The sequence below is a fragment of the Variovorax sp. 278MFTsu5.1 genome (genome assembly GCF_048305045.1).
In the GTDB taxonomy this organism is placed as follows: domain Bacteria; phylum Pseudomonadota; class Gammaproteobacteria; order Burkholderiales; family Burkholderiaceae_C; genus Variovorax; species Variovorax guangxiensis.
Window position 1 is genome coordinate 1,377,391 of the sequence record NZ_CP157622.1, and the last position, 15,702, is coordinate 1,393,092.

General features: G+C 65.8%; 13 protein-coding genes. 11 read left to right on the forward strand and 2 right to left on the reverse strand.

Annotation, left to right across the window (positions count from 1 at the left end; all coding sequences use genetic code 11):
- Positions 1-14 precede the first annotated feature (14 nt).
- Positions 15-1,145 (forward strand): hypothetical protein, encoded by a 1,131-nt coding sequence (locus ABL844_RS05995; protein ID WP_418130762.1) that lies wholly within the window; start codon positions 15-17, stop codon positions 1,143-1,145.
- A 124-nt stretch (positions 1,146-1,269) separates the two neighbouring features.
- Here ABL844_RS05995 and ABL844_RS06000 read toward each other — a convergent pair whose 3' ends face one another.
- The gene (locus ABL844_RS06000) at positions 1,270-2,508 is read right to left on the reverse strand and encodes a porin (protein WP_418131880.1); all 1,239 of its coding nucleotides are present in this window, start codon (positions 2,506-2,508) and stop codon (positions 1,270-1,272) included.
- A 270-nt stretch (positions 2,509-2,778) separates the two neighbouring features.
- Here ABL844_RS06000 and ABL844_RS06005 point away from each other — a divergent pair, with 270 nt between their 5' ends.
- Positions 2,779-3,228, forward strand: a complete 450-nt coding sequence (locus ABL844_RS06005; protein WP_418131881.1) for an OsmC family protein — start codon at positions 2,779-2,781, stop codon at positions 3,226-3,228.
- Between the two features lie 10 nt (positions 3,229-3,238).
- Here the strand turns inward: ABL844_RS06005 and coq7 are convergent, their stop codons facing one another.
- Positions 3,239-3,868, reverse strand: coding sequence for a 2-polyprenyl-3-methyl-6-methoxy-1,4-benzoquinone monooxygenase (gene coq7 / locus ABL844_RS06010; RefSeq protein WP_126025688.1), 630 nt, complete (start codon positions 3,866-3,868; stop codon positions 3,239-3,241).
- A 282-nt stretch (positions 3,869-4,150) separates the two neighbouring features.
- Here coq7 and ABL844_RS06015 point away from each other — a divergent pair, with 282 nt between their 5' ends.
- The 9 genes from ABL844_RS06015 (at position 4,151) to ygiD (ending at position 15,695) form a co-directional block, all read left to right on the forward strand.
- Positions 4,151-5,413, forward strand: a complete 1,263-nt coding sequence (locus tag ABL844_RS06015) for a porin (protein WP_184634995.1) — start codon at positions 4,151-4,153, stop codon at positions 5,411-5,413.
- A gap of 184 nt (positions 5,414-5,597) precedes the next feature.
- Positions 5,598-6,578, forward strand: a complete 981-nt coding sequence (locus ABL844_RS06020) for an ABC transporter permease (RefSeq protein WP_418130763.1) — start codon at positions 5,598-5,600, stop codon at positions 6,576-6,578.
- 1 nt (position 6,579) lies between these two features.
- Positions 6,580-7,854 (forward strand): M20 aminoacylase family protein, encoded by a 1,275-nt coding sequence (locus ABL844_RS06025; RefSeq protein ID WP_418130764.1) that lies wholly within the window; start codon positions 6,580-6,582, stop codon positions 7,852-7,854.
- A 31-nt stretch (positions 7,855-7,885) separates the two neighbouring features.
- Positions 7,886-9,472, forward strand: a complete 1,587-nt coding sequence (locus ABL844_RS06030) for an ABC transporter substrate-binding protein (RefSeq protein ID WP_184634999.1) — start codon at positions 7,886-7,888, stop codon at positions 9,470-9,472.
- A gap of 171 nt (positions 9,473-9,643) precedes the next feature.
- On the forward strand, positions 9,644-10,555 hold the full coding sequence (locus ABL844_RS06035; protein WP_126025693.1) for an ABC transporter permease: 912 nt from the start codon (positions 9,644-9,646) through the stop codon (positions 10,553-10,555).
- A 133-nt stretch (positions 10,556-10,688) separates the two neighbouring features.
- Positions 10,689-11,759 carry an ABC transporter ATP-binding protein gene (locus tag ABL844_RS06040; protein ID WP_126025694.1) on the forward strand — a complete coding sequence of 357 codons (1,071 nt, stop codon included), beginning with the start codon at positions 10,689-10,691 and terminating at the stop codon, positions 11,757-11,759.
- The gene (locus ABL844_RS06045; RefSeq protein WP_369659479.1) at positions 11,756-12,763 is read left to right on the forward strand and encodes an ABC transporter ATP-binding protein; all 1,008 of its coding nucleotides are present in this window, start codon (positions 11,756-11,758) and stop codon (positions 12,761-12,763) included. Before ABL844_RS06040 ends, ABL844_RS06045 begins: the two co-directional genes overlap by 4 nt.
- The gene (locus ABL844_RS06050) at positions 12,760-14,730 is read left to right on the forward strand and encodes a glycosyltransferase family 2 protein (protein WP_418130765.1); all 1,971 of its coding nucleotides are present in this window, start codon (positions 12,760-12,762) and stop codon (positions 14,728-14,730) included. The genes ABL844_RS06045 and ABL844_RS06050 overlap by 4 nt, the downstream gene beginning before the upstream one ends.
- Positions 14,731-14,786: 56 nt before the next feature.
- Positions 14,787-15,695: a 4,5-DOPA dioxygenase extradiol gene (gene ygiD, locus ABL844_RS06055; RefSeq protein WP_418130766.1), complete on the forward strand. Its 909-nt coding sequence runs from the start codon at positions 14,787-14,789 to the stop codon at positions 15,693-15,695.
- Positions 15,696-15,702: the final 7 nt, after the last annotated feature.

Here is a 15,702-nt window from a genome sequence, read left to right on the forward strand (position 1 = left end):
ATGCGAGATATGGCATGGACACAAATGTCATAAACCTCTTCCACAAGGCGCCAGCTGCAAATGATTCGGGATTTTTTGGACGCACCTATCCCGCGATCCATATGGCCGCCGATCAAATTACAAATGAGCAAAATCTGTTATCAATTTCTGTCAGCGACCTTTCGAAGAGGCTGATGCAGGCGGAAGCCGCGCGCGTTCAGCGAAAGGAAATCGGGCGTGCCACATGGCAAGTGATGGGCAACAGATTGCGTGCGCACATCGTTCCGTTGCTGGGTGATGTGCCGGCGCAGTCGTTTGCAACGGCTGACGCGCAACGCCTGATCGATCACCTCGGCGAACAGGGTTTCACCAGCACGACCATTGCCCAGTACCTGGTGCTGCTGCGCAAGGTCGTGATGCATGGCGTCCACATCGGCGCGCTTCGCGATGCGCCTGCATTCCCGAAGGTCAAGGTGCGCAGCCAGCCGCGTGGCAGCTTCAGCGTTGCGGAGTACCGCGCGATCATCAGGACTGCGCGCAGCTTGCGCGGGCACTCGCACCCGGTGCTCGATCAACTGGCGGCGGGAGAGCGTTTCTGGATAGCGCGCGAACTGCTCGTGATGCCGGACGAACTGCCTTGGCTGGTCCGCTGGATGGTGAACACCTTCGTGCGTCCGAGCGACATCAAGTTCATGAAGCACAAGCACATCGAAGTCGTGCGCGGCAAGCACGTCTATCTGCGGATGAACCTGCCGGAGACCAAGCGGCACAGCCAGCCCATCGTGAGCCTGTGCCCTGCCGTGCGGGTTTACGAATGCCTGCTCGGCTATCGAGCGGAGCGTGGATATGGTGGCGCGGAAGACTACGTCTTCATGCCGCAACTGAAGAACCGCGAGCACGCCCTGGCGGTGCTCAACTTCTTCTTCCACTGGGTGCTCGAAAAGGCGGGGCTCGAGAAGGGGCCACTGGGCCAGTCGAGGACCTTGTACTGCCTGCGCCATACCGCCATCACGTTGCGGCTTCTGTACGGGCAAGGAATCGACATGCTGACATTGGCGCGCAATGCGCGCACGAGCGTCAATATGGTCGAGCGTTTCTACGCCTCGGTATTGAGCGGAGAAATGAATGTGGGGTTGCTGCAGAGCCGGCGCAGCCGGGCAACCTGAAACGGGACGGGGAAAACGACAAAAAGCCGCCCGGCGCGAGCCGGGCGACTTGAGGCTTGGTTGCCGCTTCGAACTGGCAGGAGCCAGCATCGGGGTCAGGCAAAGAACTTGAAAAGCTCGACGGTCAGAACGCGTGGCGAATGCCGAAGTCGTAGCCGGTCGACGTCTTCGGCTTGAACACGTTTTCGGAGGCCTGGTAGAAGCCAGGGCCGCCTACCGTCAGCGATGCGCCGTTCTTGTTGCTGACACGAGCGATGGTCGCGTACAGAGCCGTTCGCTTCGACAGGTTGTGCACGTAGCCCAGCGCGAGCTTGTTCGCCTTCGGATCGCGATTGTTCAAGCCGAACGGATTGAACGGCTGGTTGTAGTCGTACTTGACGGCCGAATAAGACGCACGGATGAGTCCTGCGCCGACGGGGACGGTCACACCGAGCAGGTAGCCGTTCAGATCCACGTCGGGGCGGGCTCCGATGATGGGCGTGATTGCATAGTCGCGCGAATTCTTGGCACGCGACAGTTCGCCGAACAGCTTGACAGGACCGAAGTCGTAGGAAGCACCCAGGTTGAACGTCTTCACGTAGTCCGTGGTACCTGCGTAGTACTGATCGGCGACCGTGCTGCTGCCGTATGCCACTGCGACGTCCAGCGGGCCATTCGCATAGCCGAAGCGACCACCGACGTAGCGCCCGGCGCGGCTCTTGGAGGTGCTGCTGTCCTTGGGTGTGAACCCGCCGTTGCTGTACTTGTCATTCTCGTGGAAAGCGTACATCACCTGGCCATAGAAGCCGCCCAGGTTGGGCGGCAGGAAGTAGCCGATGGAGTTGCTGGCACGGGCATAGTTCTGGTTGCCCCCGAAGCCGCCGGTGTCCTTGGCGCCATAGGTCTCTGCGTTGTAGCCGTTGGCCGTGAATATCAGGTTGGCGCCCACACCGCTGGTGCCGAAGGGGTCGAAGACGGTGTCGTTCCAGAAAGTCGGGGTGTAGTCCCGACCGATGCGCAGTTCACCAAACCCGCCCGACAGGCTCACGGTCGAGCGACGAGCAAACGTCGAAATGCCGGTAGCGCCGTCGTCAGCAGTGATGGGAGCTTCGAGCCAGAAGCTGGCGGCCAGACCGCCGCCCAGATCTTCAGTGCCGCGGAAGCCAAGGCGGCTCGAGTTGTACCCAGAATTGAACACCCCCGTACGGCTGACCTTGACGCTGCCCCGGTTCGTGTAAGTGGCTGCCCCGAAGTTGTTGGGCAGGACGGTGGGCTTCAGGTCACGCGAACTCGACGAGTAGCCGCTGATCGACGCGTCGACCACACCGAACAGCGTGACGGACGACTGAGCCGAGGCAACACCGGCAACAGCCAGGGCAGCCAGAGCAACTGCCCTTTTCGAGGGAAAACTAGAGTGGTGACAGGGCGGACGAGGCCGTTCGGGCAAGAAAAAAGCCCCGAGCTTTGCAGCTCGGGGCTAAATCCACCAATTGGAAGGGTGGAGGAGACAACTGGGTGCGCATACGTTTGCGCAATGAAATAAAGTATATCGACTGTTTGTTGCGTTGCAACAAGCGAGTGATGCTTTTCCCACACACAAATGGATGTTGGCGTGCATTTTGCCCTGCATCCCAGACCTGGAAACCCGAAAACCATGGAATGCACAGTAAGTTGGACCGGCGATGCCGGCACGCGATCGGCCATGGGCTTCGTTGCCGAGACGGGCAGCGGCCACGCCCTGATGATGGACGGCGCCCCCGATGCCGCGAAGCCCGAGAATGGCGGCCAGAACCTGGCGGCGCGGCCGATGGAGACCGTTCTGGCCGGTACCGGCGGGTGCACCGCCTATGACGTGGTGCTGATCCTGAAGCGCGGACGGCACCGTGTCGAACGCTGCAGCGTCAAGCTGACCAGCGAGCGCGCCGAGAAAGATCCCAAGGTCTTCACCAAGATCCACATGCATTTCACAGTGGCGGGCAAGGGAATCCCGGCCTCCGCCGTGGAACGGGCGATTGCGCTGAGCCACGACACCTATTGCTCCGCCAGCATCATGCTGGCGAAGACGGCCGAGATCACCACCAGTTTCGACCTGATCGAAACCTGAGCCGCTCAGCCTAGATGCGGTGCGCCAGCGTGGTCATCACGCGGGAAGCGGCACGCATCATCGCCTTGGCTGGCGCCGGCAACTCCGCCGCGCCGGCGTCGACGGCCTGCGACGCATGGCGGGCTTCGTCGACTTTCATCTGCTCGACCACTGCCCTCGAGGCGCTGTCTCCAGATGGCAGGCGGTCGAGGTGGCTGTCCAGGTGGGCCTCCACCTGGCGTTCGGTTTCCGCGACGAATCCCAGGCTCAGCGGATCTCCCAGTCGGCCCGCGACCAGGCCGAGGCCGAAAGCACCCGCATACCAAAGCGGGTTCAGGATCGATGGGCGGGCGCCCAGTTCATCCAGCCGTTGCCGGGTCCATGCCAGGTGGTCGGTTTCTTCGTGCGCCGCCTCGATGAAGCGAGCGCGCAGCGCCGGATCGCGTGCCACAGCCGCCTGGGCCGTGTAAAGCGCCTGGGCGCAGACTTCGCCGACGTGGTTCACGCGCATCAGGGCCCCGGCTTCCCGACGCTCTGCTTCGCTCAATTCGCCCGTCGCCTGGGAGGGGGCTGGAATCGCCCGGGTAGCGTGGGGGCGGGCAAAAAGCGTGCGCAACGCCGAATCTGCCGCGGTCAGAACTGAGTCGATCATGAGCGTCATGGGGCTATTTGAACGCACACGGGAAATGCCCTGCCACGGGTGCATGATTTTTCACAATATGGTGTATCTCGGGGCATAAGTCCTTTGTTGCAGGCGTGCAACGAAACGCGCGGGCCATCCAAGATTTCGGGCGATTTGTTTTGCCCTGCCGCAGCGGCTCTGGTGCAATAGCATCAACTTCCCAAAAGGAGGTTGGCCCGGGGTCCGGTGGGAGCACAAAAGTGCCAGTCACGGTGAGCCCTTCGCACCGGAGCCCTATGTTTAACCTTGGAGAAACTTGCAATGAAAAAATCTCTAGTTGCTCTGGCTGCCCTGGCTGTTGCCGGTGTTGCCTCGGCTCAGTCGTCCGTCACGCTGTTTGGTGTGGTCGACGCGTCGATCAGCGGCTACTCGAGCACCGCCCGCGACGAGCGCGCGACCGTGTTCCCCAACGCTTTCGGCATCCCCGTCTACCTGAACCAAGGTTCGGTCAAGACCAGCCGTCGTGAACTGGCTAACTCGGGTTACAACTCCAGCCGCATCGGCTTCCGTGGTACGGAAGACCTGGGTGGTGGCCTGGCTGCCAGCTTCTGGCTCGAAGCCCCGATCTCCAATGACAACGGCCAAGAAGGTATTGCAACGTTCGCACGTCGCTCGACCGTCAGCCTGTCGGGTGGTTTCGGTGAAATCCGTCTGGGCCGTGACTACACCCCGACGTTCTGGAACGACACCGTGTTCGACCCGTTCGGCACCAACGGCGTTGGTACCAACCTGATCTCGACGGCTAACGGCCAGTTCGGCGCTTTCGGCACCCCCGCAGCTTCGACCGCTCCGTTCACCAACGTCGGTTCGAGCAACTACGTCCGCGCCAGCAACACGATCGGCTACTTCCTGCCACCGAACCTGGGTGGCTTCTATGGCCAGTTCCAGTACGGCTTCGCCGAGAAGACCAAGTACAGCTCGGGCATCTTCACGCCTGACGTTGCAAACAGCCAGCGCCAAGGCCGTTACATCGGCGGCCGCTTCGGCTACGCAAACGGTCCTCTGGACGTTGCACTGGCTTACGGCAGCAGCACGGTTGGCGACCAGTACTACGCTGGCACGACCACCAAGGTCAACACCCTGAACCTGGGCGCTTCGTATGACTTCGGTCCCGTGAAGCTGTTCGGCGAACTGTCGAAGGCAAAGAACAAGATCGACTACGAAGTGACGCCGTTCCTGGGCGGCCGTCCCGACATCGATCTGACCGGCTACCTGCTCGGCGTGACCGTGCCGGTCGGCGCTGGCCTGATCCGTGCTTCGTGGTCGCACGTCAAGTACGACACGAACCAGCCTTACAACCCGTTCGTCGTGAACAACGCCGATCCGAAGGCTAACAAGATCGCCCTGGGCTATGTGCACAACCTGTCGAAGCGCACGGCTCTGTACGCTACGATCGCTCGCGTCAGCAACAAGAACGGTGCTAGCCTGACGGTTGGTGGTCCGGCCTTCTACAACAACGCAGCTGGCGTCTTCACCCCGAAGAGCTCCACCGGCTACGACTTCGGTATCCGTCACGCTTTCTAATCTGACGCTGGCGCAAGCCAGCTTCGGTTAAAAAGTCAAAAAGCCACTCGGCGCAAGTCGAGTGGCTTTTTTTCGTCTGCCCCCGGCGTGAAGCCCCGGGGAAATCACAATGCGCACCCCCGGGGAACCACCGTGCGGGCACGCACCTTGCACTGCTAGCATGCCCGTTCACTTTGCTTGCTGAATGATCGCCTTTGTACTGCGCCGCCTGATCCAGGCCGTGATCGTGATGATCGCGGTCGCGTTCATCGCCTTCCTTCTTTTTCAATACGTCGGCGACCCTGTCGTGTTCCTTCTGGGCCAGGACGCCAAGCCCGAGCAGATCCGCGAGCTGCGCGCCGCATTGGGGCTAGACCAACCCTTCTTCGTGCAGTTCTGGCACTTTCTCGTGAATGCGGCGCAGGGCGAGTTCGGCCTGAGCCTGCGCCAGGGCGCGAAGGTGTCGCGCCTGATCGGCGAGCGCTTCCCGGCCACGCTCGAGCTCGCGCTCGTGGCAGCGGTGCTGGCGCTCTTCATCGGCATCCCGATGGGCGTGTACACCGCGCTGCGCCGCGGCACCTTCATGAGCCAGGTGTTCATGACCGTCTCGCTGCTCGGCGTGTCGCTGCCCACCTTCCTCATCGGCATCCTGCTGATCCTGGTCTTCGCTGTCACGCTGGGCTGGTTCCCGAGCTTCGGCCGCGGCGAGACAGTGAAGTTCGGCTGGTGGACCAGCGGGCTCTTCAGCACCGATGGCTGGCAGCACATCGTGCTGCCGGCGGTGACGCTGGCGATCTTTCAGCTGACGCTGATCATGCGGCTGGTGCGCGCCGAGATGCTGGAGGTGCTGCGCACCGACTACATCAAGTTCGCGCGCGCACGCGGCCTTTCGAACCGCGCCATCCATTTCGGCCATGCGCTCAAGAACACGCTGGTGCCGGTGATGACCATCACCGGCCTGCAGCTCGGCGGCCTCATCGCCTTCGCGATCATCACCGAGTCGGTGTTCCAGTGGCCCGGCATGGGCCTGCTCTTCATCCAGGCCGTGACCTTCGCCGACATCCCGGTGATGGCCGCCTACCTGTGCCTCATCGCCCTGATCTTCGTGGTGATCAACCTCGTGGTCGACATGCTGTATTTCGTGGTCGATCCGCGCCTGCGCGTGGGCAAGGCGGGAGGACACTGACATGGCCGCAGCAGCCACGCCCATGGTTCCGCGTCTGAAGGCCTCCGGCCGCGCCTTCGCGCACATCGCGAACTTCTACCCCGAGATCGAGGCTTTCCGCCGCGACCTCCATGCCCACCCCGAACTCGGTTTCGAGGAGGTCTACACCTCCGGGCGCGTGCGCGAAGCGCTACGCGCCTGCGGCGTCGACGAGATCCACGAGGGCATCGGCAAGACCGGCGTGGTCGGCGTCATTCGCGGCCGCTCGACGGCCAGCGGCCGCATGATCGGCCTGCGCGCCGACATGGACGCGCTGCCGATGCGCGAGGACAACGACTTCGGCTGGCGCTCCGCCTGCGACGGCCTGATGCACGGCTGCGGCCACGACGGCCACACCGCAATGCTGGTCGGCGCCGCGCGCTACCTCGCCGAGACGCGCGACTTCGACGGCACCGCGGTGCTGATCTTCCAGCCCGGCGAGGAAGGCTTCGCCGGCGCGCGCGTGATGATCGAGGACGGCCTCTTCGACCGCTTCCCGGTCGACGCCGTCTACGCCATGCACAACTGGCCCGCGATGCCGGCCGGCACCGTCGGCATCAACCGCGGCGCGATGATGGCCGCGGCCGACCGCATCACCATCGAGATCAAGGGCAAGGGCGGCCACGGCGCGCACGCCTACCAGACCATCGACCCGGTGATCGTCGCGGCGCACATCATCACCGCGGCGCAAACGATCGTGTCGCGCAACGTGCGCCCGATCGACGCGGCCGTCATCAGCATCTGCGCGATGCAGGCCGGCGACCTCGGCGCGATGAGCGTGGTGCCCGGCGAGGCCACGCTGGTCGGCACGGTGCGCACCTTCAGCTCGCGCGTTCAGGCGCAGGTCGAGCAGCGCCTGAACGAGCTGTGCGCTGCCATCGCCTCCGGCTTCGGCGCCGCCGCCAGCGTGAAGTACGAGCGCATCTACCCGGCCACCATCAACACCTCGCCGGAGGCGATGTTCGCCGCCGACGTGGCGGAGTCGCTGGTCGGCGCGCGCAACGTCGAGCGCAGCATGGAGCCCAGCATGGGCGCGGAAGATTTCTCCTTCATGCTGCAGAAGAAGGCCGGCGCCTACCTGCGCATCGGCCAGGACGTGCGCGACGGCGCCTACCTGCACAACAGCCGCTACGACTTCAATGACGAGATCCTGCCGCTCGGCGCCGCGCTGCATGCCGGCCTGATCGAGCAGGGCATGCCGCTCGCCGCTACCCGCGGCGCGCAGCCAGGGAAAGCAGCCGCCACCGCGGCGACGTGATTTGTTCGATTCCAACCCGAGGAGTGTTCCCATGAGTTTCATCAAGAAGAATGTGGCCGCGGCCGCCGTTTTGTGCGCCTTGAGCGCCGTCAGCATGGTCGCCGGCGCGCAGACCATCCGCATCGCGAACCAGGGGGATGCGCTATCGCTGGACCCGCACTCGCTGAACGAATCGCTGCAGCTGAGCGTCACCGCCAACGTCTATGAAACCCTCGTGGGTCGCAACAAGGACCTGACCCTTGCCCCGCTGCTGGCCACCAGCTGGAAGCAGACCTCGCCCAACGTCTGGCGCTTCGAACTGCGCAAGGGCGTTGTCTTCCACGACGGCACGCCGTTCACCGCCGATGACGTGGTCTTCAGCTTCGCGCGCGCCCAGGGCGACGGCTCCGACATGCGCGCGACGCTCAGCGACATCAAGGCGGTGCGCAAGGTCGGCGACCTCGCCGTCGAGATCGAGACCAACGGTCCCTTCCCCATCCTGCCCGACGTGATCTCGCTGACGATGATCATGAGCAAGAAATGGTGCGAGGAGAACCAGGCCACCAAGCCGGTCGACCGCCGCAAGGGCATCGAGAACACGGCTTCGTTCAAGGCCAACGGCACCGGCCCGTTCCGCGTGCGCGAGCGCCAGCCGAACGTGCGTACCGTGTTCACGCGCAACGGCACCTACTGGGGCAAGATCGAAGGCAACGCGCAGGAGATCGTCTTCACGCCCATCGCCAACCCCGCCACCCGCGTGGCCGCGCTGGTCTCCGGCGAAGTCGACGTGATGGAGCCGGTGCCGGTGCAGGACATCGCCCGCATCAACGCCGCGCCCAACGCCCGCGTGATCACCGGCCCCGAGCTGCGCACCATCTTCCTGGGCATGGACCAGAAGCGCGACGAGCTGCAGTACTCGAACATCAAGGGCAAGAACCCGTTCAAGGACAAGCGCGTCCGCCAGGCCTTCTACCAGGCCATCGACATCGCCGGCATCCAGCGCACCGTGATGCGCGGCGCCTCGCGCCCGACCGCGCTGCTGGTGGGCCCCGGCATCAACGGCTGGAGCGCCGAACAGGACAAGCGCCTGCCCTACGACGTCGATGCCGCCAAGAAGCTGCTGACCGAAGCCGGCTACCCCAACGGCTTCGAGGTGTCGCTGAACTGCCCGAACGACCGCTACGTCAACGACGGTCAGGTCTGCCAGAGCGTGGCCTCCAACCTGGCGAAGATCGGCGTCAAGGTCAACCTGGTCGCCGAGACCAAGGGCACCTACTTCCCGAAGGTGCTGCGCCGCGACACCAGCTTCTACATGCTGGGCTGGACCCCGACCACCTACGACGCGCACAACGCGCTGAGTTCGCTCACCGCCTGCCCCGACGACAAGGGCACCGGCCAGTTCAACCTGGGCGCCTATTGCAACCCCAAGCTCGACGAGCTGACCAAGAAGATCCAGTCGGAAACCGACAAGGCCAAGCGCAACGAGATGATCAAGGAGGCCTTCAAGATCCACGCCGACGACGTGGGCCACCTGCCGCTGCACCAGCAGTCGCTGGCCTGGGGCGTGAGCAAGAAGGTCGAGCTGGTGCAGCTGGCCGACAACTTCATGTACTTCAAGTGGATGAGCATCAAGCCCTGATGCCGCCGGCCGCCGGCTGATCGATCGAACAAGGCGGCCTGTCCATGGGCCCGCTTCTTGCGGGCCCATTCCTTTTTGCTTCACGATGAAAATTAACCCCCACGCTTCCCTTGCTGCGCAAGGTCCGCTGCCCCCCGAGGGGGCCGCTTTTCATCTTGGGGCGGCCCGGCGATGAAGAAAACACTCGCTCGTTGGCTCGACAGCGATGTCGGCTACAGCTTCCGCACATCGCCCGTGGCCATGGCCGCGGCGCTGATCGCGCTGGTCTGCGTGTTCTGCGCGGTGTTCGCCGGCTGGGTCTCGCCTCACAACCCCTTCGACCTCGCCACCCTCGAGCTGGGCGACGCGCGGCTACCGCCCGCATGGAGCGCCGAAGGCTCTTCCAAATACCTGCTTGGCACCGACGATCAGGGCCGAGACATCCTCTCGGCCGTGATCTACGGTGCGCGCATCTCGCTGATCGTCGGCCTCGTGTCGGTGGTGCTGTCGGTGGCCGTCGGGGTGGTGCTGGGCCTGCTGGCCGGCTTCTTCGGTGGCTGGCTCGACTCCTTCCTCATGCGCGTGTGCGACGTGATGCTGTCGTTCCCGCCGATCCTGGTCGCGCTGCTGATCGCTGGCGTCGGGCGCGCGCTCTTTCCGGGGGCGCACGAGTCGCTCGCCTTCGGCGTGCTGATCATCTCCATCTCGCTGACCGGCTGGGTGCAATACGCGCGCACGGTGCGCGGCTCCACGCTGGTGGAGCGCAACAAGGAATACGTGCAGGCCGCGCGCGTGACCGGCGTGGCGCCGCTGCGCATCATGTTGCGCCATGTGCTGCCCAACGTGCTGGGGCCGGTGACGGTGCTCGCCACGATCCAGGTGGCGACGGCGATCATCACCGAGGCCACGCTGTCCTTCCTGGGCGTGGGCGTGCCGCCGACCTCGCCCTCGCTGGGCACGCTCATCAGCATCGGCAACCAGTACCTGTTCTCGGGCGAGTGGTGGATCACGGTGTTTCCGGGCCTGATGCTGGTGCTGATCGCGCTCAGCGTGAACCTGCTGGGCGACTGGCTGCGCGACGCGCTTAACCCCAGGCTCAGATGATCACCCCCAGTCTTCGCGCACTTCGTGTCGCTTCGCCAACCCCCTTGCAGGGGGCAACACCTGCGGCCCGGCAAAGCCGGTTCCGCGGTGTTCCTGATATGTCACCCCGTGGAGTTCGGTGGAAGGTAGCGTCATGAGCCTGTTGCAAGTCAAAGACCTCGTCGTCGAATTCCCCCATCGCCGCGGCACGCTGCGCGCGCTGGACCGCATTTCCTTCGACATCGCGCCCGGTGAAATCCTCGGCGTGGTGGGCGAATCGGGCGCCGGCAAGTCGCTCACGGGCGCGGCCATCATCGGCCTGCTCGAGCCGCCGGGCCGCGTGGCCGGCGGCGAGATCGTGCTGGAGGGCCAGCGCATCGACAACCTCGGCTTCGAGGCGATGCGCCCCATTCGCGGCCGAAAGATCGGCGCGATCTTCCAGGACCCGCTGACCTCGCTGAACCCGCTCTACACCGTGGGCCGCCAGCTGGTGGAAACCATCCGCGCGCACTTGCCGGTGACCGAGGCCGAGGCACGCAAGCGCGCCATCGGCCTGCTGCAGGACACCGGCATCCCGGCCGCCGAGCAGCGCATCGACCACTTCCCGCACCAGTTCTCCGGCGGCATGCGCCAGCGCGTGGTGATCGCGCTCGCGCTCGCGGCCGAGCCCAAGCTCATCGTGGCCGACGAGCCGACCACGGCGCTCGACGTGTCGATCCAGGCGCAGATCATCCAGCTGCTCAAGCAGGTCTGCAAGGAACGCGGCGCGGCGGTGATGCTGATCACGCACGACATGGGCGTGATCGCCGAGACCTGCGATCGCGTGGCTGTGATGTACGCCGGCCGCATCGCCGAGATCGGTCCGGTGCACGAAGTCATCCACCAGCCCGCGCACCCCTACACCTCGGGCCTGATGGGCTCGATTCCCGACATGACCAGCGACCGCGAGCGCCTCAACCAGATCGACGGCGCGATGCCGCGGCTCAATGCCATCCCGGCCGGCTGCGCCTACAACCCGCGCTGCCCGCGCACCTTCGCGCGCTGCCTGGTGGAGCGGCCCGAGCTCATGCATGCCGGCGCCACTCGCGCCGCCTGCTGGCTGCACGACGCCGCCGATCCGCACGCGGGCCAGGCCGAGATCGCCGCGAGGCACCACGACGCGATGGCGGCCGGCGAGCGCGCCACGCCCGAAGCGGCCGAGACCATCGTGGAGGTAACCAGATGAGCGCTGCCGTGAACGAGCCGCTCGTCGTCGCCCACGACCTCGCGCGCACCTTCGACGTCTCGCCGCCCTGGCTCAACCGCGTGCTCGAACGCAAGCCGCGCGTGCTGCTGCACGCGGTGGACGGCGTGAGCTTTTCCATCGAGCGCGGCAAGACGCTGGCGCTGGTGGGCGAATCGGGCTGCGGCAAGAGCACCGTGGCGCGCCTGCTGGTCGGCCTCTACGCGCCCACGCGCGGCGGCCTGAAGTTCGACGGGCAGGACGCGCACGCCGCCTTCAAGACCGCCGAAGGCCGCAAGCTGCGCCGCCGCATCCAGATGATCTTCCAGGACCCCTACGCGAGCCTCAATCCGCGCTGGATCGTGGAAGACATCATCGGCGAGCCGCTGCGCGAGCACGACATCCTCAGCGACAAGGCCGCGCTGCGCGAGCGCGTGGGCGAGCTGCTGAAGTCTGTCGGCCTCTCGCCGCTGGACATGAGCAAGTACCCGCACCAGTTCTCGGGCGGCCAGCGCCAGCGCATCTCCATCGCGCGCGCACTTGCCACGCAGCCCGAGTTCCTGGTGTGCGACGAGCCCACTTCCGCGCTCGACGTGAGCGTGCAGGCGCAGGTGCTCAACATCATGAAGGACCTGCAGCGCGAGCAGGGCCTGACCTACCTCTTCATCTCGCACAACCTCGCCGTGGTGCGCCACGTGGCCGACCAGGTGGGCGTGATGTACCTGGGCCGGCTGGTCGAGGTGGCGGACAAGCAGGACCTGTTCTCGGCGCCGCGCCATCCGTACACGCGCATGCTGCTGGACGCCATCCCGCAGATGAAGCAGACCGGCCGCGCCCGCACCCCGGTGCAGGGCGAGGTCCCGAACCCGCTGAACCCGCCCGCGGGCTGCGCCTTTCATCCGCGCTGCCCGCATGCGAATGCGCGCTGCTCGGCGGAGCGGCCGAAGCTGTCGAGCATCGGGGGCGTGCAGGTGGCCTGCCACGCGGTGGAAGAAGGGCGGCTGTGAGCGGGGCCGCCGTGATCGGCTGGCCTGAACACTTTCCGTATCGCCCGCACCTGCGTTTCTGCTCGCTGGGCAACGAGAACGTCGCGGAGGTGATGCAGAGCTTCCGCCTCGCCTGCGAGCGGCTCGGCTTCACCACCAGCGTCGAGGGGGTGCCGAGCGTCGACAACGCCGACATCAACCTGTTCTTCTTCGCGATGGGGCTTTCGCTGCCATCCGACGAGGAACTGCCGCCCAACGCCATCGTCGTCAACTTCGAGCCTGCGCTGCCCCAGTTGCTGGAGCGCATGCCCGGCTACCGGCGCCTGCTCGAGCGCGCCTACGTGTGGGAATACAGCCTGGAGAACATGGCGCATCACCGGGCGCTGGGCATCTTCAGGTCCGACTACGTGCCGCTGAGCTTCGAGCCCCTGGCGACGCCGCTGGTGCCGGAGGCCCAAGTGCTGGACGACGCGCAGCAGGACATCGACGTCATCTTCTTCGGCGAAACCACGCCCCGGCGCCTGCAGGTGCTGGAAGCGCTGAAGTCCGCCGGGCTGCGCGTGGCCCATCCCTTCGGCACGCCATGGACGCCCGCGCAGCGCGATGCCCTGCTGCCGCGCGCCAAGGTCGGCCTGAACATGCGCAAAGACGACAGCACGGCCACAGCCGAGCTGCCGCGCCTATCGATCCTGCTTCGCCATCGCAAGGCGGTGGTGTCCGAGCTGTATCCGCATTCGGAGATTCCTGCCGTGCTCAGGAGTGCGGTCGAAGGATGTGCGAAGGAAGAACTCGTCGTTCGGGTGCGCGCGCTGGTGGCCGATGCCCCGCGGCGGCGCGAGCTGGAAAGGGCTGGTCCGCGGGCGCTGGAAAGCCTGCCACCGCAGCACACGATCCTGGCTGGCACGATGCGCCGTTACCTCGCTGCCACGTCACAGCGGCTGGCGAGCCGCCGGGCGGTGGCGGCGACCGACCACGTTTCGCGGGTGTCGGTCCTGATGGTCACCCGCAACGATGCGGCCCATGTGGCGGACGCGCTCGATTCGATCGCAGCACAGACACTGGCTCCTCATCGCATCGTCGTGGTCGACGATGCTTCGTCTGACGGCACGGTGGCCGTGATTCGCGAGCGGATGAACTCCGATCCGCGCCTCGCAGGGCTTCGGCTGCTGCAGGCCCCCGAGCCGATGGGCCGGGCGGCGGCCGCGCAATGGGGCCTGTCGCAGGCAGAGGGCGACTGGCTCGCCCTCTGGTCTCCCGACGTGCGCGCGGAAGCGAACCGGTTGCAGGTGCAAGCCGCGTTCCTTCAGGGCTCGCCGGCCGTTGGCGCAATAGGGGCTTGGCAATCCTCCGGGGATGCCGGAATCCGGCGCCTGCCGGAGATGCACGGGCATATCCTGGCTGGCCTGCTGGCGCATATGCCATGCGAGCAGCCCTTGCAGATGGGCAGCCTGATGTTCTCGCTGCTCCGCATCAGGCAGCTTGGCCTGGGCTTCGATGCCACCTTCGGCCGCTTCGCATGGATGGGCCTGCTGATCGCGCTCGTCGCCGACGGCGCCCTGCTGGCCAACCTGGACGTCGTGCTGGGGCGGGAACGGGGCGTCGCGCCGGAAGCCCCGACCGAAGCCGACGTCGTCGCGCTCTTCCACGTCCGTGAACGGCTGCTGCCGCTGATCTTTCCGCGCCTCCCATCGGCCGATGCCCGCAGGCTCGCACGCCTCTACGGCCAGCATTGGGCGCCCGACGCATCCGACGCCACGGCCCTGCTGCGGGAGATGGCGTCGGCCTGCGAGCGGCATGAGGACGTCCATGTCGTGACCGCGCTCCGCCGCGAATGCCTGCGCGTGCTCGATGTGTACGCCGCGAACGGGCGCCTCCCGCCGGGCTATGTCGACGAACTGATGCGCGAACCGCTGCTGCGCGATTTCCTGGCGCCGCTGGGAGAGCGGCTGCTGTCGTTCGCGCCCGTGGAGAGCCTTCCGGTTTCATGAATAAAAGTGTGCGCAAAGGCACTGCCTCGCGCGCGAAACGGTTGCAGAGTCCGGCCATGCCACTGACGACGACGCTTTCAACTTCCGGATCGGGCCGCCGCGGCTTCCTGATGGGCACCGCGCTCGGTGCGACCGCGGTGCTGGCTTCGCTGGCCTGCAGCGTGCAGGCCGCGGGCACGGCCGGGCGCCGCATGCCGGTGATTTTCATAGGCCACGGCTCGCCGATGAACGCCATCACCGACAACGCCTTCACGCGCCGGCTGGCGGCGTGGGGCAGGGAGCTGCCGCGGCCGTCGGCGATCCTCAGCGTGTCGGCGCACTGGCTCAGCCGGGGCGCCACCGGCGTCGGCATCCAGGAGCGGCCGAAGACGATCCACGACTTCGGTGGGTTTCCCCAGGCACTGTTCGACATCGAGTACCCCGCGCCGGGTCATCCGGCATTTGCCCGCGAGACCGTCGGCGCGGTGAAGCAGGCGCCGGTGATCGCCACCGACCAGTGGGGCCTGGACCACGGCACCTGGACCGTTCTGAAGCACCTCTATCCCAAGGCCGACATTCCGGTGTTCCAGCTGAGCATCGACTACGACAAGCCTGCCGCCTTCCACTACGCAGTGGGGCGCGACTTGGCCGCGTTGCGCGACAAGGGCGTGCTGGTGATGGGCAGCGGCAACGTGGTTCACAACCTGCGCGCCACCGACCGCGGAACGCCCGACAGCCTCAGCGCCAGCCGGCCATGGGCGCAGTCGTTCGACGATGCGGTGAAGTCGGCGCTGGCGGGTCGGGACGACCGGGCGCTGGTCGACTACGCGAAGCTGGAAGGCGCATCGACCGCGGTGGCGACGCCCGATCACTACTACCCGTTCCTCTACGCGCTGGGCGCCGCCGGAAGCAGCGAGCGCGCGAAGACGGTCTACGAGGGGTTCCAGTCGGGCACGCTCAGCATGCGTTGCCTGCAGTTCGGCTGAGCTTTGG